Origin of the sequence: Thiocapsa imhoffii (assembly GCF_016583985.1) — a bacterium.
Classification (GTDB): Bacteria; Pseudomonadota; Gammaproteobacteria; order Chromatiales; family Chromatiaceae; genus Thiocapsa; species Thiocapsa imhoffii.
In genome coordinates, this window is sequence record NZ_NRSD01000015.1 from 22466 (window position 1) to 43745 (window position 21280).

At 64.2% G+C, this 21280-nt stretch carries 18 protein-coding genes; 3 read left to right on the plus strand and 15 right to left on the minus strand.

What is annotated here, in order from left to right:
• Window position 1: 1 nt before the first annotated feature.
• The 4 genes from CKO25_RS13810 to CKO25_RS13825 form a co-directional block, all read right to left on the minus strand.
• Entirely contained in the window at window positions 2–826 is an 825-nt protein-coding gene (locus CKO25_RS13810) for a metallophosphoesterase (protein WP_200388533.1), read from the minus strand.
• A gap of 147 nt (window positions 827–973) precedes the next feature.
• Window positions 974–2218 (minus strand): glycosyltransferase family 4 protein, encoded by a 1245-nt coding sequence (locus CKO25_RS13815; RefSeq protein ID WP_200388534.1) that lies wholly within the window; start codon window positions 2216–2218, stop codon window positions 974–976.
• Window positions 2208–3059: a lysophospholipid acyltransferase family protein gene (locus CKO25_RS13820; RefSeq protein ID WP_200388535.1), complete on the minus strand. Its 852-nt coding sequence runs from the start codon at window positions 3057–3059 to the stop codon at window positions 2208–2210. The genes CKO25_RS13815 and CKO25_RS13820 overlap by 11 nt, the downstream gene beginning before the upstream one ends.
• Before the next feature lie 4 nt (window positions 3060–3063).
• Entirely contained in the window at window positions 3064–3831 is a 768-nt protein-coding gene (locus CKO25_RS13825; protein WP_200388536.1) for a GNAT family N-acetyltransferase, read from the minus strand.
• A gap of 198 nt (window positions 3832–4029) precedes the next feature.
• Here CKO25_RS13825 and CKO25_RS13830 point away from each other — a divergent pair, with 198 nt between their 5' ends.
• Entirely contained in the window at window positions 4030–6300 is a 2271-nt protein-coding gene (locus CKO25_RS13830) for a DEAD/DEAH box helicase (RefSeq protein WP_200388537.1), read from the plus strand.
• 97 nt (window positions 6301–6397) lie between these two features.
• Here the strand turns inward: CKO25_RS13830 and CKO25_RS13835 are convergent, their stop codons facing one another.
• The 3 genes from CKO25_RS13835 to CKO25_RS13845 form a co-directional block, all read right to left on the minus strand.
• Complete coding sequence (locus CKO25_RS13835; RefSeq protein ID WP_200388538.1) at window positions 6398–7420, minus strand: TIGR00341 family protein; 1023 nt, start codon at window positions 7418–7420, stop codon at window positions 6398–6400.
• 10 nt (window positions 7421–7430) lie between these two features.
• Entirely contained in the window at window positions 7431–7880 is a 450-nt protein-coding gene (locus CKO25_RS13840) for a hypothetical protein (RefSeq protein WP_200388539.1), read from the minus strand.
• A 765-nt stretch (window positions 7881–8645) separates the two neighbouring features.
• Window positions 8646–9566, minus strand: coding sequence for a LysR substrate-binding domain-containing protein (locus CKO25_RS13845; protein ID WP_200388599.1), 921 nt, complete (start codon window positions 9564–9566; stop codon window positions 8646–8648).
• Window positions 9567–9750: 184 nt separating this feature from the next.
• On the opposite strand from CKO25_RS13845, the gene clpB reads away from it, so the two are divergent.
• A complete protein-coding gene (gene clpB / locus CKO25_RS13850; RefSeq protein ID WP_200388540.1) occupies window positions 9751–12354 on the plus strand; it encodes an ATP-dependent chaperone ClpB in 2604 nt (867 codons plus the stop codon).
• Window positions 12355–12367: 13 nt separating this feature from the next.
• The gene (locus tag CKO25_RS13855) at window positions 12368–13339 is read left to right on the plus strand and encodes a PDC sensor domain-containing protein (RefSeq protein ID WP_200388541.1); all 972 of its coding nucleotides are present in this window, start codon (window positions 12368–12370) and stop codon (window positions 13337–13339) included.
• 44 nt (window positions 13340–13383) lie between these two features.
• On the opposite strand, the gene CKO25_RS13860 is transcribed toward CKO25_RS13855, so the two are convergent.
• The 8 genes from CKO25_RS13860 to CKO25_RS13895 are packed head-to-tail and all read right to left on the minus strand — an operon-like array spanning window position 13384 to window position 21280.
• On the minus strand, window positions 13384–15075 hold the full coding sequence (locus tag CKO25_RS13860; RefSeq protein ID WP_200388542.1) for a complex I subunit 5 family protein: 1692 nt from the start codon (window positions 15073–15075) through the stop codon (window positions 13384–13386).
• Window positions 15072–16793 (minus strand): complex I subunit 5 family protein, encoded by a 1722-nt coding sequence (locus tag CKO25_RS13865; RefSeq protein WP_338115139.1) that lies wholly within the window; start codon window positions 16791–16793, stop codon window positions 15072–15074. The genes CKO25_RS13860 and CKO25_RS13865 overlap by 4 nt, the downstream gene beginning before the upstream one ends.
• Window positions 16790–18289: a complex I subunit 5 family protein gene (locus CKO25_RS13870; protein ID WP_200388543.1), complete on the minus strand. Its 1500-nt coding sequence runs from the start codon at window positions 18287–18289 to the stop codon at window positions 16790–16792. Before CKO25_RS13870 ends, CKO25_RS13865 begins: the two co-directional genes overlap by 4 nt.
• A complete protein-coding gene (locus tag CKO25_RS13875; RefSeq protein WP_200388601.1) occupies window positions 18286–19725 on the minus strand; it encodes a complex I subunit 5 family protein in 1440 nt (479 codons plus the stop codon). Before CKO25_RS13875 ends, CKO25_RS13870 begins: the two co-directional genes overlap by 4 nt.
• Complete coding sequence (locus CKO25_RS13880) at window positions 19718–20014, minus strand: cation:proton antiporter subunit C (protein WP_200388544.1); 297 nt, start codon at window positions 20012–20014, stop codon at window positions 19718–19720. The genes CKO25_RS13875 and CKO25_RS13880 overlap by 8 nt, the downstream gene beginning before the upstream one ends.
• Window positions 20011–20691, minus strand: coding sequence for an MnhB domain-containing protein (locus tag CKO25_RS13885; RefSeq protein WP_200388545.1), 681 nt, complete (start codon window positions 20689–20691; stop codon window positions 20011–20013). The genes CKO25_RS13880 and CKO25_RS13885 overlap by 4 nt, the downstream gene beginning before the upstream one ends.
• The gene (locus tag CKO25_RS13890; protein ID WP_200388546.1) at window positions 20688–20978 is read right to left on the minus strand and encodes a Na(+)/H(+) antiporter subunit B; all 291 of its coding nucleotides are present in this window, start codon (window positions 20976–20978) and stop codon (window positions 20688–20690) included. The genes CKO25_RS13885 and CKO25_RS13890 overlap by 4 nt, the downstream gene beginning before the upstream one ends.
• On the minus strand, window positions 20975–21280 hold the full coding sequence (locus CKO25_RS13895; protein ID WP_200388602.1) for a cation:proton antiporter: 306 nt from the start codon (window positions 21278–21280) through the stop codon (window positions 20975–20977). Before CKO25_RS13895 ends, CKO25_RS13890 begins: the two co-directional genes overlap by 4 nt.

Genomic DNA, 21280 nt, shown 5'->3' on the forward strand with positions numbered 1-21280 from the left:
TTCAAGCGGCCTTCGCGGGCAGGGGGCGAGTGGGGCTCGAGGGCGGATTGAGGGGCGCACTGTGCGCGGTACTCGCTGTCCACCTGAGCAGTTCGAGACGCCCGTCATGGTGCTCGACTAGGGCGGTGCAACTCTCGACCCAGTCGCCGCAGTTGCCGTAGCGCACCCCGGCAATGTCCCGGATCTCGGCATGGTGGATGTGACCACAGATCATGCCATCGAGACCGCGTCGCACCGCATCCTCGGCCACGGCAGTCTCGAAATCACTGATATAGCGCACGGCGTTCTTCACGCGGTATTTGAGAAAACCGGCCAGTGACCAGTAGTCGAGCCCGAACCACTGACGGACCCGATTGATCACGGCGTTCAACGCCAACAAGTGATCGTAGGCATGGGAACCGATCCGTGCGAGCCAGCGCCCGTTCTGCACGACGGTATCGAAGGCATCGCCATGAATGACCAAGTAACGACGCCCATCAGCGCTCGTGTGCACCACTTCGTCGCGAATCGCGACATGCCCAAAATCGGCACCCAGATGGGCACGAAAGAGTTCATCGTGATTGCCCGGGATGTAAACGACCTCGGTCCCATTGCGGGCCTTGTCGAGAATCGCGCGGACGACCTGATTGTGCGCTTCGGGCCAGTAGACGCCGTTTTTCAGCGCCCACAGGTCGACGATATCGCCGACGAGATAGAGATGTTTGCACTCCGTCGACTGCAAGAAATCCAGCACGAGATGGGCTTGACATCCCTTCGATCCCAAGTGGATATCGGAGAGGAAGAGACTGCGGAACTTCAGCGGGATCATGCGTGTGAGATCGGTCACGGGGCCACCTCGAGGGATGATCAAGACGAGCCGAATCTTCGCTGAATCCGATTGCACCCTGATGCCGGAATCATGACGATCCAGTGAAGTGCCGCCCCTCGGGTCGCTAGGTGGGCGGGTTCGCTGCTGGTCGTGGGCGCGGTTGTCTCAATCCGCGAGCGCGGCCGTTTTCAGAGGGTTGGCCGTGCGTGCGCGCCGCTCGGCGATGACCCGATGCAAGCGCGTCTCAACCCCCTGGATGACCCGATCCCAACTGATCCCCTCGGCTGTTTCTCGCGCCTCTTGACCCAGACGCAGCAGGCGCGGGCGATCCTGGGCCAACTCGAGGGCCGCGGCGATGAAGGCCTCGGGATCGTTCGGGGACTGGGTCACCCCATTCTCCCAGGGGCGGATGAGAGTGTGCGCGGCGGCATCGTCGAAGGCCAGCACCGGCAGCCCGCTCGCCATCGCCTCGGGCACGACGTTGCCAAAGGTTTCGGTCAAGCTCGGAAAGAGAAAGAGATCGGCCGAGGCATAGGCGGCGGCGAGGGCGGTGCCGACCCGTGATCCGGGGCAGATGATCTCGGGGTGATGATGCCGAATCCGCTCCCGCTCCGGGCCATCGCCGATCAGGATCAGGCGCGTGCGCGGATGCCGCGCGAGGATGGCTGCGTGGGCGGCGCAGGCGAGTTCGAGATTCTTCTCCGGTGCCAGGCGTCCCACGTAAAGCAGGGCTAGGGTTTCGGCATCGCAGCCCCACTCGCGCCGCAGTGCCGGGTCCCGTCGGGCCGGGTTGAAGAGATCGATATCGACACCACGACCGAATACATGGACGTCATGGAAACCACGCGCGAGGAGATCAGCTTGCAGTTGCGTGGTGGGCACGAGGGTCGTGTCTGAACGATTGTGGAAGTGCTGCAGGGTCTTGCCGATCTGCTGGTCGAAGAGCCCGAGTCCGTAATGTTCGCTGTATTGTTGGAATTGAGTATGGAAGCCGGTCACGGTGGGAATCCCGTGCGCCTGGGCGGCCGACAGCGCGGCGTGCCCGAGCGGCCCTTGCGTGGCGATATAGACGAGATCGACGGGATCGCCGTGCCAGAGACGGCGCAGTCGCCAGAACACGGGTAACCCGAAGCGCAGTCCCGGGTAGCCGGGGATGGGCAGACCCGGCACGCGATGCAGGCGCATTCCCCGAGGTGTGGACTCCCGTGACTGGTGTTCGCCCGCTTGTTTGGGGCGGACCAACTGGACGCGGTGACCGCGTTCGATCAGGCCCTCGACCAGATGGCGCATGGTATTGGCGACACCATTGATCTCGGGTGGATAGGTCTCGGTGACCACCGCGATCGACATGGCGTTGGACGGATCCTCCGGGATCCGCGGACTCGTCGGCGAATGGGTCTCAGGTCGCATGGGCAGCTCCTGCATGGTGTTCCCCCACGACCACCGCGACGGCGGGGGACGCGGTTTGAGACGTCGGTGGACCAGGTGCCTGATGAGCGGACCCGGCAGCAGCGTGCAGCGCGGCGGTGATGCTCTGATGGGCACGGTTGGCGAGATCCGCGCGACGCGCCTGCGCGGGCGCGTGGAATGGCGTGAGAAACTGCACCTCGACGTGCACCTGGTGTTGTGTCACGAGCCGAGTGAGATGGGCGAACAGATCGTCCTCACCAAGGAACGGGGCGAGCGGATTCAACTGCCGGGTCTCGGGGTCACGATAGGCGATCGCGACGGGCTGAATCGGGATCGTCCCGTCCTGTGCGAGCGCGAAGAGGCGTGGGTGGAAACGCTGCACCCGGGTCCCGTCAGTTGTGGTTCCTTCGGGAAACACCATGAGGGTTTGGCCCTCCTGGATCCGCTCGCGCAGCGCAGCCGCGACCGTCAGGGCATGATGCGCGCCACGGTCGATGAAGGCCGTGCCCGCGGTCGCGGCCAGCCAGCCGATCAACGGCCAGTCACGGACCTCGCGCTTGGCAAGGAAATGTGCCTCCACGTGCGTCCCGATGACGGGGATATCGAGCCAGGAGACGTGGTTGCCGACCAACAGCGCCCCCCGCCGCGGCTGTCCGCTGACGCGGATCCGGATGGCGAGGAGATGACAGAGTCGGCGATGCCACCAGCGCACGAGCGCGGGCGTTCTCAGGGGTTTGCCCAAGAGGGTGGAGAGGATGGATAGGGGGAGCGACAGCAGGGCGCCGCTGCCCAGATGCAGCATGAGCAGGGCCGCGCGGCGGACGGCGACGAGACCGCGCATGGCGTCAAGACCGCGTCGCGCGATCGATGAAGTGCCGGGCGTAGGCCGGATTCAGATCGCGGATGTCGAGCAGCATCAAGACATCGGCGACACCGAAATCCGGGTCCCGACAGGGCTCCCCGCAGACCCGCGCGCCGAGTCGCACATAGGCGCGGATGAGCCCCGGCAGGGGGGCATCCAATACGGGTTCCGCGATCGCACCGGCGCGCAGCGGGACGCGTGGGCGCACCCGCAGGTGGGGGGGAGCCAGCGCCTGACGACGCAAGCGATTCATGATCGCCGCGGCTTGCAGATCGCCCGCCCCGAGCGGCATGCTGGCGCACCCGAACAGATAATCGATACCCTGGCGTTGGATGAACATGGCCAAGCCCGACCAGAGCACGCCAATCGCCGCCCCTTGCCGGGCCTCGGGCGCGATACAGGTGCGTCCGACCTCGAGCAGGCGCCCGGGCAGTTGTATGATGGGGGTGAGTTCGAACTCGCTGGCGGAATAAAAGTGACCGAGTCGAGCCGCGTGCGTCTCGCTCAGTAACCGGGTGCAACCGACGACAGCACCCGTGCGGGTCTCGCGCACCAGGAGATGCCAGCAATAGGGATCGAAGTCATCGACGTCGAGTTCGTTGCTGACATCCTTCAAGCGGGCGCCGAGTTCACGGCCAAAGACGCGATATCGCAGTGCCTGGGCGGCGCGAATCGCGTCGGCATCCGCAGCGAGTTCAACGCGGAAACGCTCTCCCCCTGTCGTGGCCAAGGACGATGCGCTGGCAACCATGGGAATCCTCTTGCGATGGCGGAGCTTCAGAATCTCGAAGTCTAGTGATCGACCATTGCATGAGGATGTGCGGGGGATGACGGCGAGATGAATGTGCGGTGACTGAATGGCGCTTTCGTTGGATCGCCGAACCCTGTAGGCTCGCCGATTTGCCGCGATGCAGGGGCCGAGCCCTCATGTTTTCGTGATGTCATCGTGATGTCTTCGAGCAGACCAACACCGCGACTCAGGTTGCGCAGCCTCGATTTGAACGCACAGGATGTGGCGCGCTACTGGGGGATCCGGCGCCCGCCGGCATGGGTGCACCTGGCCGTCCTGGAGGTCGGCGCTGACGAGCAGGCCGTCACTCCTGACGAGGGCGCCGACGCACGTCTCGGCTCCGCGCGGGCCGCCGTGGCGTGGCTCGAATCACTGGGGTTCGTGCGCAGTGCCCTGGTCCTTGAGGATACCGGTGAGCTGGCGTTCGAACGGCGTGACCCGGACACCTGGCTTGCCTTCCTGCGGTTCGATCTTCCCAAGCTGCACGCGGCGGGTTGGTCGATCGAACAGGATCCCTCCTTTCAATACCGGATCACCGAGGTCGACGACTGGGACGTCGACATCCTCGAGGGGGAGGGCGGGCGTTGGTTCGAGCTTGGGCTCGGCGTCAATATCAATGGCGAGCGACACGATCTGTTGCCGCTGCTGTTGGATTTGATCCAGGATTATCAGGGGGAATGCTCGAGCGAGACCTTGCGATCACTGCCCGAGGATGCGCGGCTGCCGATCCGCCTGGCCGATGGGCGGCTGATCTTGATGCCGGTCGCGCGTTTGCGCTCCATCCTCTTTACCCTGGTGGAGCTCTATGATCCCGGTGCGCTTGCGATGGGGTCTGGTCAGAAGGGCGGACGTTTGCGGCTCGCGCGCAGCCAGGCCACGCAACTCGCGGCGTTGGCCGCGGCCGATCCAGGGTTACGGTGGCGCGGTGGCGAGGCCATGCGGGCCTGGGGGCAGCGACTGCGCGAGTTCCAAGGCCTGGAGCCGGTGGCGCCCCCCAAGGGCCTGCGGGGAACCTTGCGGCCCTATCAACAGAGCGGCCTGGACTGGCTGCAGTTCCTGCGGGCCTACGATCTCGGCGGCATCCTCGCCGACGATATGGGGCTCGGCAAGACCCTACAGGCGCTGGCCCATCTGCTGGTGGAGACGGAACAGGGACGGGCGCAGCGGCCGAGTCTGGTCGTTGCGCCCACGAGTCTCTTGTTCAATTGGCAGCGTGAGGCGGCACGGTTTGCCCCGGCGCTGCGGGTCCTGTCACTGCATGGGGGCGAGCGGCATGATCGGTTCGCCCACATGGCGCAATCCGATCTGGTCCTCACCACCTACCCCCTGCTGCCGCGCGACCTCAAGACGTTTGCCGCGCAGGAGTTCCATCTCCTCATCCTCGACGAGGCGCAGACGATTAAGAATCCGCGCAGCAAGGCGGCACAGGCGGCGCGCGCCATTCCGGCACGCCATCGGTTGTGCCTCACCGGCACCCCGATGGAAAATCATCTCGGCGAACTCTGGGCCCTGTTCGATTTCCTCATGCCGGAGTTGCTCGGGGATGCGCGGCGCTTTCGGCGTCTTTTCCGAACGCCGATCGAGCGTCACGGGGATGCGGTCCGCCAAGAGGAGCTGCGCCGACGGGTCGCGCCCTTTCTGCTGCGCCGCACCAAGGAAGCAGTCGCCACGGAGTTGCCGCCTAAGAGTGAGATCATCCGGGAGGTTGCGCTGGCCGAGGATCAACGGGATCTCTACGAAACCCTGCGCTTGGCCCTACATGGGTCGGTGCGCGCCGAGGTTGCGCGGCGCGGACTCGCGCGCAGTGGCATCGTGATTCTCGATGCCTTGTTGAAGCTGCGCCAGGTCTGCTGCGATCCGCGTCTGGTGGCGCTCGAGAGTGCCCGTCGGGTGACCGGGTCGGCGAAACTCGAGTTACTCATGACCATTGTGCCTGAACTCCTCGAGGAGGGACGGCGGGTGCTCCTGTTCTCGCAGTTCACCAGCATGCTGTCCTTGATCGAACAGGAACTGGCCAAGGTCGCGCTGCGCGAGGGCCAGCACTATGTGACCCTGACGGGACGCACGCGTCACCGTGACCGGGTCGTCGACCGCTTCCAGAGCGGTGCGGTCCCCTTGTTTTTGATCAGTTTGAAGGCTGGGGGCACGGGGTTGAATCTCACCGCGGCGGACACCGTGATTCACTATGATCCCTGGTGGAACCCGGCGGTTGAGCGCCAGGCGACCGATCGTGCCCACCGTATTGGGCAGGACAAACGCGTGTTCGTCTATAAGCTCCTGACCGCCGGGACGGTGGAGCAGCGGGTCGCCGATCTCCAGACCCGCAAGCACGCACTCGCCGAGGCCATGTTGGCGGGCGGCGACGTGGCGGCCGGACGCCTCAGCGCGGACGATCTGGAGTTGCTGTTCGCGCCACTGAGCGCGCAATGAACGGGGCACGGGGACTTCAGGAAGCCTGGAAGATCGGTGATCCAGCCGCGGTCATGGTCAGATGACTTGACCGCTTTTCGCTCAGCGCGCGATGGGTTCACCAACTGAGTTGCCAACCATCCGGGAGATGCCATCCCGCCGCGCGCACGAGGATCACGCCGATCAGGATCAACAGCAGCGCGACCCATAAGGAGAGATAAATGGTCATCGACTGCTTCGCGCGATTGCGCTCGGTCCAGGATCGGGGACGCACCCCTTTGAGCAGGAAGACGATCTTCGCCGCGAGTAGGACGCACACGATGTTTACGACCAATAGGAGGAAGGCACCGAGTGCCTCCTCCCACCGCCCACCCCCGAGCATCATCCCCATGGTCGCGGTTGGGGGGAGGAGGGCCACCGCGACCATCACGCCGACCAGGGTCGAGGACAGACCGGTGGTGAGGGAGAGGACCGCCGCGGCACCCGAGGCGAGGCCGAGCACCACGCCGCCCAGGTCGACATCGGTGCGCGCGAGTAATTCCGGGCTGTCGAAACTGACGGGGACCACCAGGGCGATCGCCACCGAGACCAATAGCGCCAGGCCAAGGCCGGCACCATTGGTCTTCATGGCGCGCCATGTCAGTTCCCGATCACCCAAGGAGGTGGCGAACGCAAGCGCGATATTGGGACCGAGCAAGGGGGCGATCACCATGGCACCAATGATGACCGCAACATTGTTCTCGACCAAGCCGATCGCGGCGACCAGGGTTGAGAGGAGGGTCAGGATGAGGTAGTTGCTGTCGAGTTTTGCCCCTTTGGCGATCTCGCTGTAGAGTTCCTCGCGGGTCGCGGCGACGGTGGCGGCCTTGCTTTCCCGCAGATCCTGGTCGTCCTGGCCCTCGTGCGTGAGCACGGCATCCACGGATTGGACCACGATCCGCGCACGGTCATGCGCCTTGAAGAGATCCTGCAAGGCATCGAGGAGTGCCTGGCGGCGGTCATCGGGCACCAACATGCGCAGACTGCAGCGTCCATCCTGGTCTTGGCCGCCCCACCAATAGTCATCGGCGCCATAGAAACGAGCCATGCCGACGAGGGTTTGGGCATGCCGGGTATCGGCGATGACTTCGACGATTCGCATGCGACGCGTCCTAGAAGATCGGCACCTGACTGAGCAGGATCAGCAGGATGATCGCGAGCAGACCGATGCCATTCCAGATCCTCCGGTTGATCCGGTGACGCCGCCGCCGCCGTGCAACCTGTTCGAGCAGCCGCGGATCATCCACATACTCCGGATCGAGATAGCGTTCACGATGCGCGAGATCGATGGCGTCGACGGCCGCGATCGCCGTGATGGGATCGGTTCGATAGAGGCCGTGTTCGCTGTCGACGAGGTAGCGACCGAGGGCCGTCTGCGCGTGCATCCGGGCGACGTGCAAGGCGTTGAACGCGGCCACATAATGCAGCCGCACGGGCTGCCGCGGTGTCGCGACTCCGCCCGCGGTGTGCAACACGGGTTGCTCATGACTGGCGTGAACGCGCACGAGACCGGGGTGATCAGGATGCGTTTCAACGATCAGATAGCCTTGCGGGTCCTGCACGATGATGGGCTCGCTGCTCGACGCTCGGGGGATGCTGGAGGCATGGCCCCTGGAGTTGGGCACCTCACGAGCCCCGACTATAATGCCCGCGGCGATTTGGGTCCAGACTGGAGTTGGGCGTGACGGGGGCAAGGCGCCGGTGGCGCCGTGACATCCCCTTCGGGAGTGCCGCCCGGCTGATCAGAAGCGGTGCCGGGCTGCGGCCATTCAGCGGGAGCCCGCCGGGCGCTCGACCTCCCAGTTACACTGCTCGATGAGGACCTTCAGGGACCGGGCCACTTTGATTTCGCTGGACAATCGAAAGGCTTTGCCATGTGACCAAGCGTCGTTCGCGGCATCAGCGATTAACGGAAATCCCTGGCGACAGAGTTCCCAGAAAGCGATCGTTCGTTTCGTGCTCATGATGCATACCCCCTGATGGTGGGTTTGACGACGGACGCCGTTCGATTGCTCTTCAAGTGGAGCAATTTTCGAGCCGGTGTCCCAAAATTCTGGGCGGGTCAGTGAGCGTTGCTGATCCGCGACAGGACTCAATGCTCGGTCGAGCCTTGATTCACACTGTCAGTCTAGACCAATCACCCCAGGGATGTTGTGGCTAAAACACGTGCAGCCTCAGCACCACAGCCGGGTGACTCCGGGTGCGCGGAGAAAAAACTGCGCGCAGCGTCACGTTTTTACAAGAAAAATACGCATGACCGAGGGTGCCGTTGCGATGGCATCACGGTGGGCTGGGGGAATCGTTATCTGTCGATGGATTGATATAAGTCAGCTCAAACGCATGACAGTATTGGGCAGATGTTGACGAATCAGGTCCGCGAGGGCGCGTAACGCGATCTGTCTCGGAAAACTCCGGCGGTAGGCCAGGGAGATGCGCCGATGGGCATCAGGCAGGTTGCTCAGGGGGCGGGCGATGATGCCGCTTTCCGTCATCCAGGCCCCACGGATCGCCAGCGCGGGGACCAGGGTGCACCCGAAGCCGGCCCCGACGAGCTGCAGTAGGGTTTCGAGACTGGCGGCGCGCAGGTCCGCCATATCGCCACGCGAGGGGCGCTCGGCGAGACGGCAGACCTCCATGACCTGATGGGTCAGACAATGTCCATCGGCCAGCAGCAGGAGGTCGAGCGCCGCGAGATCCGCGGCGGTGATGTCCTCCTTCTCATACAGCGGATCATTGCGGGGATGCGCGAGCCAGAAGGGTTCGTCGAACAGCGGGATCGCCGCGAGATCATGCTCCTCGACCGAGGTTGCGACCAGCGCGGCATCGATCTCATGGCCGATCAGCCGGCTGATCAGGCTATCCGTGATCTCCTCCGAGAGGATCAGCCGCAAATTGGGGAAGCGGGTTTTCAGTGGCATCAGGATCTGCGGGATCAGATAGGGACTCAGGGTGGGAATGGCCCCGATCCGCAGTGGCCCCGCGAGGGGGTCCTGGTGCGCGCGCGCGACTTGTTCGATCGCCTGTGCCTGTTCGAGGGCGAGACGGGCGTGGGCGAGGATGGCCTCGCCCACGGGGGTGATCTCGACCGAGCGGTTGGTGCGCTCGAAGATCACCACGTCGAGTTCGTCCTCGAGCTTCTTGATTTGGCCGCTGAGGGTCGGTTGGCTCACGAAACAACGCTCAGCCGCGCGACCGAAATGTCGTGTTTCAGACACTGCGAGAATGTATTTGAGATCCCTGAGATTCACTGCGTCATGATACAACCAGGCCGTGTCGATCGTAAGAGGTTAGGGGGATGCGGGAACACGATGGGTGCCGCGGATGTCCGCTCGTGCGAGCGACTGGAAGCCCGTGCGGGTGGCTTGATTGCGGCGGCCTCGTTCCCCAGATTGACAGGCCAATGACCATATAAAAAATCAGGAGTTGATCGCCATGAGAATGGACAAGCTGACTGCAAAATTTCAAATGGCCCTGTCCGACGCACAGAGTCTGGCCGTGGGGCGTGATCACCAGTTCATCGAGCCAATCCATCTGATGGTGGCCTTGTTGGATCAGGAAGGCGGCTCGGTGCGACACCTGCTGACGCGGGCCGACGTGAATGTGAGCCGGCTGCGTTCGGCCTTGGGTGAGTTGCTCGATCGGCTGCCCACGGTTGAGGGCGCGGGCGGCGATGTGCATGTCGGCAACGATCTGAATCGGCTCCTGAATCAGACCGATAAGCTCGCCCAACAGCGTCACGATCAGTACATCTCCTCCGAGCTCTTCGTGTTGGCCGCGCTGGAGGATCGCGGCGCCCTCGGCTCCGCCATGCGCGAGGCGGGGGCGAGCAAGGGGGCGATCGAACAGGCGATCGAGGCGGTGCGCGGTGGCCAGAGCATCAACGACCCCAACGCCGAGGAGCAGCGTCAGGCGCTGGAGAAGTACACCATCGACATGACCGAGCGGGCCGAGCAGGGCAAGCTCGATCCGGTGATCGGGCGCGATGATGAGATTCGCCGCACCATTCAGGTCCTGCAGCGCCGGACCAAGAACAATCCGGTCCTGATCGGCGAGCCTGGCGTGGGCAAGACCGCGATCGTCGAGGGGCTCGCGCAACGCATCGTCAACGGTGAGGTGCCCGAGGGGTTGAAGTCCAAGCGGTTGCTCTCCCTCGACATGGCGGCGCTGATCGCTGGGGCCAAATTCCGCGGTGAATTCGAGGAACGGCTCAAGGCCGTGTTGAACGATGTCGCGCGCCAGGAGGGCAATGTCATCCTCTTCATCGATGAGCTGCACACCATGGTCGGCGCGGGGAAGGCCGAGGGCTCGATGGATGCCGGCAACATGCTCAAGCCGGCGCTCGCGCGCGGCGAACTCCATTGCGTCGGCGCGACCACTCTGGACGAATACCGCAAATATGTTGAAAAGGACGCGGCGCTGGAGCGGCGCTTTCAAAAGGTCTTGGTCGACGAGCCCAATGTCGAGGACACCATCGCCATCCTGCGTGGCCTGAAAGGCCGTTACGAGGTCCATCATAAGGTCGACATCACCGATCCGGCGATCGTTGCCGCGGCCGTGCTCTCGCATCGCTACATCTCGGATCGCCAACTGCCCGACAAGGCGATCGATCTGATCGACGAGGCGGCCTCGCAGATCCGTATGGAGATGGACTCCATGCCCGAGGAGATGGACCGGCTCAATCGGCGTCTGATCCAACTCAAGATCGAGCAGGTGGCCCTGAAGAAGGAGTCCGACGAGGCCTCGAAAAAGCGCCTGACCGATCTCGAGGAGCAGATCGAGCGCTTGGGGCGCGAGTTTTCCGACTTGGACGAGATCTGGAAATCCGAGAAGGCATCGGCGCAAGGGACGGCCCACATTCGCGAAGCGCTCGATCGGGCGCAGGTCGAGATGGAGACGGCGCGCCGTGCGGGTGACTGGAACCGGATGGCTGAGCTCCAGCACGGTCAGATTCCAACGCTGGAAAAGCAACTGGCTTCGGCATCGGCGGTGGACGCCGGGCACGCCGAGAACCAACTGCTGCGTAATAAGGTAACCGAGGAGGAGATCGCCGAGATCGTCTCGAAGTGGACCGGCATTCCGGTCTCGCGCATGCTGGAAGGGGAGCGCGCGAAGCTGCTGCGCATGGAGGAGTCGATCGAACAGCGGGTGGTGGGGCAGGCCGAGGCGGTGCGGGCGGTCAGCGATGCGATCCGCCGCTCGCGCGCTGGGCTCTCGGACCCGGGACGGCCCATCGGCTCCTTTCTGTTTCTCGGCCCGACCGGGGTGGGCAAGACGGAACTCTGCAAGGCGCTCACCGCCTTCTTGTTTGACACCGATGAGGCGATGGTCCGAATCGATATGTCCGAATTCATGGAGAAGCATTCGGTGGCGCGCCTGATCGGTGCCCCGCCCGGGTATGTCGGTTATGAGGAAGGCGGCTATCTGACCGAGGCCGTGCGTCGACGCCCCTATAGCTTGATTCTGCTCGATGAGGTGGAGAAGGCGCACCCGGATGTCTTCAATGTGCTGTTGCAGGTCCTCGATGACGGTCGCTTGACCGACGGTCAGGGCCGCACGGTCGATTTTCGCAATGCGGTGATCGTCATGACCTCGAATCTGGGCTCGGACATCATTCAGCAGATTGCGGGAGAGGCTAACTATGACGAGATGAAGGCCGCGGTGATGGAGATCGTGCGCAGCGCCTTTCGACCGGAGTTCATCAACCGGCTCGACGAAATCGTGGTCTTCCATCCCTTGCAGCACACACAGATCCGCTCGATCGCCCGGATTCAGATCGACTATCTGCGCCAACGCCTCGCCGACCGCGACATGTCCCTCGAGGTCAGTGATGCCGCGCTCGATCATTTGGGCACGGCTGGCTTCGACCCGGTCTATGGCGCGCGTCCCCTCAAACGAGCGATTCGCGCTCAACTCGAGAACCCCTTGGCGCAGGAGATCCTGGCTGGAAAATTTGTTCCGGGCGATCTGATTGAGGTCGATGTCGCCGATGGGCAACTGCGATTCGAGCAGGTGCTGCGGGGCGAGTTGGTCGAGTAAAGGGAGTCGTGCGATGAGCCAGGTGCTCAAGACGGTCGTGGCACGACAACGCATGCTGCTGCAGACGCGACTGGCCGCCGTGCTGGAGCGGCTGGTCGTGCCCTGCCGCACGGTCTGGCCGCGGCGCGCGGCCTTGGAGCAGATTCTCGCCGCGGCCTTGCCCAGCATGACCTCATGCAAGTATCTCTACGTGCTTGATCACAGCGCTCGCCAACTGACGGCCAACCTGAGTCCACGCGGGCCGTTGCCGGAGCATCTTGGGCGCGATCGCAGTGAAAGGCCCTACATGCTGGCGTCACTGGCGGGTGAGCGCTTCGCGATCTCGTCGGTTTATCTCAGTCGCAATGCTCGGCGACCATCCATCACGGCCATTCAGCGGATCGAGGATGACACAGGGGCGATCCTGGGCTTTCTTGGCGCCGATTTCGACTTGCGTGACTTGCCCTTGACCCGGGAATTGTATGCACAGCCCGAGCAATGGCTCCAACTCAAGGGCGACCCCGCCATTCGTGGCGGTCTCTTCAATCAACAGCGGATCGCCAGTCTGATGGATGGCGCGATCGATGAGATCCTCGACTTGCTGATCGTCCTGATCAGTACGCACGGGGTTTTTCACGGGAAGCTCCATTTCTCGAGTTCTCGTGCCACCCTCTGGCTCGTGGATGATCCGTTCCGCTTTCGCATCCTTGATTTCGAGGACCTTGCCGACCCCGGGATCTGTCTGGCCTATCCGCAGCGTCCCTACCCCGCGCAGGCGGTGATTCCCGTGGAGCAACTGGCAGAGGTGTTCCAGACCTTCAAGGCACTGCGATTCATGGACGAGACCATCTATCTGCGCTCGGGCTCGCTGAACATCTTCAATGGGATGGTTGGTTTGAACTTTTCCTGTGATGGGTCGCATTACATGCCCTGGCAGGACTTTCTGCGCAAGCGGCTCGATTTTTGGATCGGTACCGGCGAGGCCTGTGCCTTGGAACCGCGTTGAGCGGTTGCGCTCGTGGGTCCGAGACTCACGGAGCCATCAGGTCATCAAACGATGAGAAGTGAGAGTGTGATGATGGCAACGATCAGCGCGAGCCAGAGTGTTCCAGCCATTGGCCAGGCGCTCAAGCGTTGTTCCCAGTCGTCGCCTGGCCGCTCCAGCACCTGTTCCCAGATGACGCGGGCACGGCGATTGATCAGGATGCGCGCCTCCTGGGCGCGGCGCAGGCGATGACGCAGCGTGAAGTGCAGCGCGGCCAGAATCACGCGGATGGGTCCGAGCAGATCGCCCGGCCGGATCCCGTCGATCAGCGGGGCGAACAGGGCGCGGCGATGGCGGGCGGCCCAGACCACGGGCAGGCCGATGATCAGTGCTATGAGGATCAGCCCGACGTCGGTCAGCCACGCCGCCGGTGAGCCGAGCGCCCACGGATAGAGCGCAATCAGGAACACCAGAGGCCACCAGCCCAGCAGGGCCCATTCGATGCGCCGAGCTGCCGCGGTCTGGGCAACGTCTGACTGGGGCTCGATCCTCCACAGCAGCCAGAGAAAGCGCGCCATCAGCCAGGCGGTGCCGATCACCGTGAGGGCGATCATGGCCTTGAGCCATGGCCACTGGAGGGCGTCAATCGCGGGTTTGATGCCGAATTTTGCCACCGCGCCGCCCGTCAAGGGGACCGCGGCCATCGAGAACGCGAGCACCAGGAGCCCAGCGAACACCCAGCCGCGCGTGCCTGCATGCTTGCGCAGACCGATGCCCAAAAAAAGTCCGCCCTTCGCCAGCGCGTGGTGTGCGGCATAGAGTACGAGCGCGAGCGTGGCGCTCGGAGCCAACGCGGGCGTGATCAGGATTAGACCCAACACCAAGACCATCAGCCCCATCTTGCTGACGCTGGAGTAGGCCAGTAACACCTTGGGATTCGATTGCACCAGCGCGATGGGAATCGCATAGAGTGCGGTTGCAAGCCCCATCATCACGAAGAAGAGACCGAGATCCGGCTGTGCGATCTCACCGATGGGTAGAAACCGCAGCCAACCGAGCAGCGCCACCTTGATCATGGCGCCACTGAGCACCGCGCTTGCCGCGATCGGTGCGGCGGGGTGGGCGAGCGGCAGCCACACATGCACGGGGAGCAAACCGGCCTTGACCGCGAGTCCCAGCACCAGCAGGGTGATCGTGGCCCCATCGAGCGCGTTCAAGTCTTCCGGGGTTGGCTCAAGCGTGCCTGTCGTGCTCGCGATCGTCACCAGTGCGAGGAAGAGAATCACCTCGGCGGCCAGGGTGAGGGTCAGATAGATCTGACCGGCGCGCAAGGCGCCGCGGTCGCCTTCATGGATCACCAGTCCGTAGGAGGCGATCCCCATCAGGGCGAAGCCGACATAGAAACTCACCAGATCCTGACCGGTGATCAGCCAGATGTTGCCCGTCATGGCGAGCAGGAAGAAGGTGTTGAAACGCCCCTCGTGGTGGGTGTGATGACGGCTTGCGCTGGCGTAGATGCCGGCCGCGACCCAGAGGATCGCGGTGAAGAGCAGGAAGAGGCGCGTGGTCTGGTCCAGGGCAAAATGCGAACCCAGGAGGAGCCAGTCGAGCCGCAGTGATGCGCTGTCTGGAACGAGCAAGGCGGCGGCCAGCGCGGGCAGCGCTGCGATCGCGGGCAGCCAACCGAACCCGGGGCGTCGTGCAAACACCGTCAGGAACAAGGGCACGACCCAGGCCAGGATCAGCAGGAGGCTCATGGATTCTGTACGGTTAGCACCAGCGCGAGCAAGAGGGCGACGAGGATGACGAGCCACAGCAATCCCGCGGTCGCCCAGTCGCGCAGGGACCGTTCCGGGTCCGCGGGAGCGGGACCGAACCATTGGACGATCCAGGCGGTCAGGCGTGTCTGTGGCCGTGCTAGGCCCCGAGCGAGGCGGCGCAGCGCCTGTCGCCCGCTCCAGACCAAGGCGATCCGCAGCGCGCGCAGCGGCACGACCAGATCCCCCGGTGGGACGGCATGCTGTAGCGGGCGAAACAGGCCGCGATGGTGACGGGCGGCGTCGAGTAGGGGCCAGGCGATCACGAACGCAATGAGCAGGATGTTCCAGTTCGTCAGCCAGGCGCCAGGCGTGGCAAACACGAAGGGCATGATGGCGACAATGCCGACCAGCACCGCCCACACGGCCAGCGACGCGGGCTGAGTGCTCGACGGGTCGAGCGGGTCATGATCGCCGGGGCGCGCCGCAAGTGGGAAACTCCACAGGGTGAATAGGAAGCGGATCATCAAGAGCGTGGTCAGCACCGCCGCGATCATCACGGCGGTCTCAAGCCAGCCCCAATCGGTCAGGTTCAGCAGTGGTTTGAGCGCGTCCTTGGCGATGGCTCCACTCGTCAGCGGCCCCCCCGCCATCGCCACGGCCAGGAGCACGAGGCCGGCCAGCACCCAGACCTGCGTCCTGTCAGGATCGCGGTCCGGCCGGCGCAGGCCCAACCCTAGAAACAAACCGCCCTTCACCAAGGCATGATGCGTGGCATAGAGGACGAGCCCAGCCGTGCCGACGGGCGCCAACCGCGGGTCGATCAGGATGATGCCCAGGACCAAGACGAAGAGCCCCGCCTTGCTGATGCTCGAATAGGCGAGGATGACGCGTGGATTCGATTGCAGGAGCCCGACGGTCAGGGCGTAGAACATGCTCACCAGCCCCAGGAAGATGAGGAGCGTGCCCCAGGCTGGCAGCGCCACATCTCCGAGCGGGAGGAACCGCAGCCAGCCCAGGAGCGCGGTCTTGCTCATGGCTCCACTGAGCATGGCCGCCGCCGCGATCGGCGCCGCGGGGTAGGCGAGTGGTGCCCAAAAGTGGGCTGGGACCAGACCGGCCTTGATCCCGAACCCGAGAATCACGAGGGCGATCACCCCTCCCGGGAGCGTGGCGAGATCCGCCGCGTCCGGCATCATGAGGCCGACTTGACTGGCGATCAGCACCAGCGCGACAAACAGCGCGAGTTCGCCAACCAGCGTCAGGATCAGATAGATCTTGCCCGCGCGCAGGCTTGCGCGATGGCCTTCGTGGATCACGAGGGCATAGCTCGCAATCCCCATCATGGCGAAGCCGGTATAGAAGCTGACCAGGTCCTGTGCGACCACGAGCAGGAGATTGCCACTCATGGCGAGGAGGAAAAAGACCCGGAAGCGACCGGCAGCGGGATCCTGCCGCAATGCCTCACTCGCCGTGATTCCCCCGACCGCCCAGAGGAAGGCGGTGAAGAACAAGAACAGCCGGGTGGTCTCGTCGAGCCCCAGGTGCATGCCCAGGAGGATCCAGGGCAAGGACAGGATCTCGCCGAGCGGGATCACGAAGGCGGCCACCAAGGCCGGCAGTGCAGCCAGTCCTGGTGTCCACCAGGCCGCGGGACGCGCCGCGACGCCGCTGAGGAGCAGCGGCAAGGCAACGGCGAGGGGGAGGAGCCAGATCACCGTCCGTACTCCCGCTCAGCGATCAGACTGGCCCACTCCAACGGGGTGAAGGGCGCGGCCGCGAACAACCCGGCGGCGAGGGCGAGCGCGGCCGTGATGAGGGGTGGCCACAGGAGGGCGCCACCGATCTCGAGGCGTCCCGGATGGGGGTGTTCGGCAGGCCACTGGGTTGGCGTCGGGCGAAACCAGGTCTTGTAGAGAATGGGCAGGAAATAGGCTGCATTGAGCAGGCTGCTGGCGACGAGCACGGCCAGGACCCAATTCGCCCCGGCCTCCGCGGCACCGAGTCCGAGATACCATTTGCTCACGAACCCCGCGACCGGCGGAATCCCGATCATGCCGAGCGCGCCCAGGGTGAAGGCCAGGGAGGTGCCGGGCATGCGTTTGCCGACGCCATCCATCTCACTGACCTTGTGCACCCCAAGTGCCTCGGCATAGTTTCCGGCGCAGAAGAAGAGGGTGATCTTCATGAGTCCCTGATGGACCAGGTGGACCACGCCCCCAATGGTCGCGATGGGACCGAAGATCGAGGCGCCGAGCGCGATGTAGGAGACCTGGCTGACGGTCGAATAGGCGAGCCGCTTCTTCAGACTGTCCTGCGTCAACGCCATCAATGACCCGTAGATGATGGTGATCGAGGCGATGATCCCGAGCGCGAACAGCAGGCCGTTGGAATGGGCGAACTGGACCCCGTAGACGTCATAGACGACCCGCACGATTCCGAAGGCGCCGGCCTTGACGACCGCGACGGCATGCAGCAACGCGCTGACCGGGGCTGGCGCCACCATGGCTTGCGGCAGCCAGCCGTGCAGTGGCACCAGCGCCGCCTTGACCCCCAGGCCGCCGAGCAGGACGAAGAAGATGATGACGAGCGTCCCGCGGATTTCCTCGGGAGCGTTGCCGAGGATGCCTCCCTGGGTGAATTCAACCGGTCCCACTAAGGCTTGCAACCAGATTGCGCCCACCAACAGCAGCGCCCCGCCGCCCATGGTGTAGGCGAGGTAGATCTTGGCGCCGCGGGCAGCATCCGGGGTACCACGGTGGGCGACCAGGGGGTAGGTCGCCAAGGTGAGGATTTCGTAGAAGACCACGAAGGTCAGCAGGGTACCGCTCAGGGCGATGCCCACCGTGGCCGAGACGCAGAGGCTGAAGAAGCCAAAGAAGCGGCTCCGGTTGGGCGAATCCTCAAGGTAGCCGATCGCATAGATGGTGGTGACCAGCCACAGTAGGGTCGAGAGCGCGACGAACAACACCGAGAGGGCATCGGCGCTCAGCACCAGGTCGATGCCGGGAGCCAGGGTCAGCCGTGTCTCGTAGCTGTGACCGTCGTAGACGCCCCAGATCATCCAGATGACCAGGACCAATTTGACTAAGGCCCCGGTCATGTTGAGGACGGTGCGCAGCCGATGACTCTCTTCCTTGAGGAAGAAGATCAGTGCGCCTGGGATCATCGAACTCAGGACGATGGCGGCGGGCAGGAAGGCGTCGAAGTTCATCCTAAGACCCCTTGATCGAGCAGGGTCCAGAGCGGCTGAGCGATGAGGCCCAGGACGAAGGCGGAGATGAACGCGAGCAGCAGTGCTGGGATTTCGGTACGGGCATCGTTGACAAAGCGATAAGGCGTCGGTTCACGGTTGAAGGCATGTCCGAGGACGCGAAAGATGTAGGCCGCCGCCAGCAGGGTACCCAGCATGATGACCACGACCCACCACCAGAGGCCTTGGATCATCGCCTGTTCGATCATGATCCACTTGGCGAGAAAGGTGCCGCTCGGCGGCAGTCCGATCAAGGCGACTCCGGCCAGGCCGATGGCGAAGGTCGCCGCGGGTAGGGCCTGGGCCGCACCGCCGAGTTCGTTGATGCGATCATGGCCGGCGGTTTTCTGCACCAAACCGGCGGCGAGGAAGAATCCGGCCTTGGCAAAGCCATGCGTCATGGCGAGCAGCACCACGGCAGCGAGGAGGTTGTCGCGCGCAAGCCCGGGCGGCGTGGCGACGAGCAGCGGGAAGGCAATGAAGAGATAACCCATCTGGGCGACCGTGGAGTAGGCGGCCAGGAGCTTGAGCCGTTCGGCCCGCAGCGCACGCCAGGACCCCCAAATGACCGCCCCGGCTCCGAGGAGTCCGAGCACGTTGGCCACGGATGCGTTCAGGACCGGGTCGAACAGGTCGAGCCACAAACGCAGCACCAGATAGAAGGCCGCCTTCACGACCAGCGCGGAGAGCGCCGCGCTCACCGGCGCGGGGGCGTTGGCATGGGCCGGTGGCAGCCAAAAATGCATTGGAAACAAGGCGGCCTTCAGGAAGAGGCCGCTGAACATCAATGCCATCGCGGTCCAGGCCACGAGACCGGGCTCGATCACCTCAGCGAGCAGGCCAATGTCCAACATGCCATAGCGCGAGTAGAGGAGCGCCACACCCATCAGATAGGTCATGGAGCCGAGCAGTCCCACCAGCAGGTAACGGAGATTGGCCGCCACCGCGGCGCGCGTGCCGGACAGCGCGCCGAGCGCGGCGGCGGACAGACCGAGCAACTCCAGCGTGACGTAGAGGTTGAAGAGGTCCGTGGCCAGGAAGAGCCCGTTCAGCGCACTCCAGAGCAGCAACCAGAGCGGCCAGAAGTGGCGCCGGGCCGTGGCCGAAAAATAACTCCCGGCATAGACGCTGACCGCCAGCGCGACCAGATTCGACATCACCAACATGGCGACCGAGAGCCCATCGGCTTGCAAGCCAATCCCGAGTGGGGCTCCCCAGCCGCCGAAATCCGACCGCACACTGCCGTCCCGCCAAACCCCCAGGCTCAGGACCAGGCTGGTGAGGGTGGTCAGCACGGCTGAGGCCAGGCCAAGTCCGCGTGCATGACTCGGGGTTGCCGTGACCACGACGGCCCCAAGCAGTGGGAACGCCACCGCGAGAGCGAGCAGATCAATCATCATCGGCAGACGACCCGTGATCTCGATCCAACCGTTGGCCAAAGGCCAGCGCGAGGGCCGTTGCGCTGACCGCGACCACGATCCCGGTGAGCACCAAGGCATGAGGCACCGGGTCTGCCGGGGCGGTCAGGCCGCGATACGCCAAGGCCACGAGAGTGTGAAAGACACCGGCGCCCATCACGTTGATGGCAATCAACTTCCGAATGAGCGGTGGATGCACGATGAAGGACCAGGTGCCGAGCAGGAACAGCAGGATCCCGGATCCACCATAGAGGAACTGAGTGATCATGTCGCGGACCTCGAGGTGCGCTCATCCCTCGGTTCGCCACCGAGATAGGCGGCGGCCAAGGTCACGCCGATCGACAGGGTTGCGGCCGTCTCGATGAAAATAATCAACCACTTGGCATAGCCTTCTGGGTAGGTCAGGAAACCATAGCCGAGGGCCATCAAGATGACGCCAACCGCCGTGAAGACGAGGACGCCGAGCACGCTCAGAAACCGCAGGCGCGTCTCGCCCGGTAGCCCCGCCGAGGCATCGCCACCGAGCGCCAGCGTCACGCCGGCCGCACCCAACAGGGCGCCAGCCTGAAAGGCCCCGCCTGGTGCATGACCGCCCGCCCAGAGCATATAGCCGGTCGAGAGGATCAGTAATGGCACGACCCAGGCGATCATGCCGCCGAGGATGGGGGAGGCCGGTTGGAACGCTGGGGCCGCCGGACCGAGGGACCAGATTCCAAGCAGGGCCGTCAGGAGGACAGCGACTTCGAGCAAGGTATCGTAAGCGCGAAAATTGAGCAGGACCGAGGTGATCGGGTTACTGACACCGCTCTCGGGTACCCGCTCGAGCGCGATCAGGGCAAGGCGATCACCGCCCTCGAGGGCAGCGAGTGAAAAGGCCCAAACCAGCACCGCGCCGATGGCGATCAGGACGATCGGGATGAGGACTTTCGCCCATGCGGGTGTCATGAGGTCTCACCCTTCGTGCCCGGTTGACTGGCGTGTTGGCGTTTCGCCGCCGTCGCGCGCCGCGCCGCGGCCAACATGAGCGCACCGCTGAGACCGGCACCAATCGCGGCCTCGGCCAGCGCGAGGTCGGGGGCGCGCAGACGGGCCCAGACCAGCGCCAGGAGGAGACCAAAGGCGATGTAGAGGATCACGGCGCGACGCGGCTCGCGACTCATGATCGCGGCGGTGGCGAGAACCAACAGAGTCACGGTCAACAAGAGGTCAAATAGGAGGAGGAGTTCGCTCATCGTGAATCCTCGCCATCGTTGCGTAAGGCACGTTTCGCGATGAGGTGGGCACCCGTTGCCCCGGCGAACACGACCAGCAGCCAAATCAAGGCGAGCTTCACCGCGTGGAAGGGGTCGGGCGCGATCAGCATCAACGCGAGGATGATGAAACCAAGACCGACATTGTCAGCCTTCGTCAAGGCGTGCAGCCGGCTGAAGCGATCGGGCAAGCGCAGCAGACCGACCGAACCGGCCACAAAAAAAAAGGCGCCTGTACCCATGAGCACAATCGCCGTCCAATTCAACGGATCGGCTACGTTCAT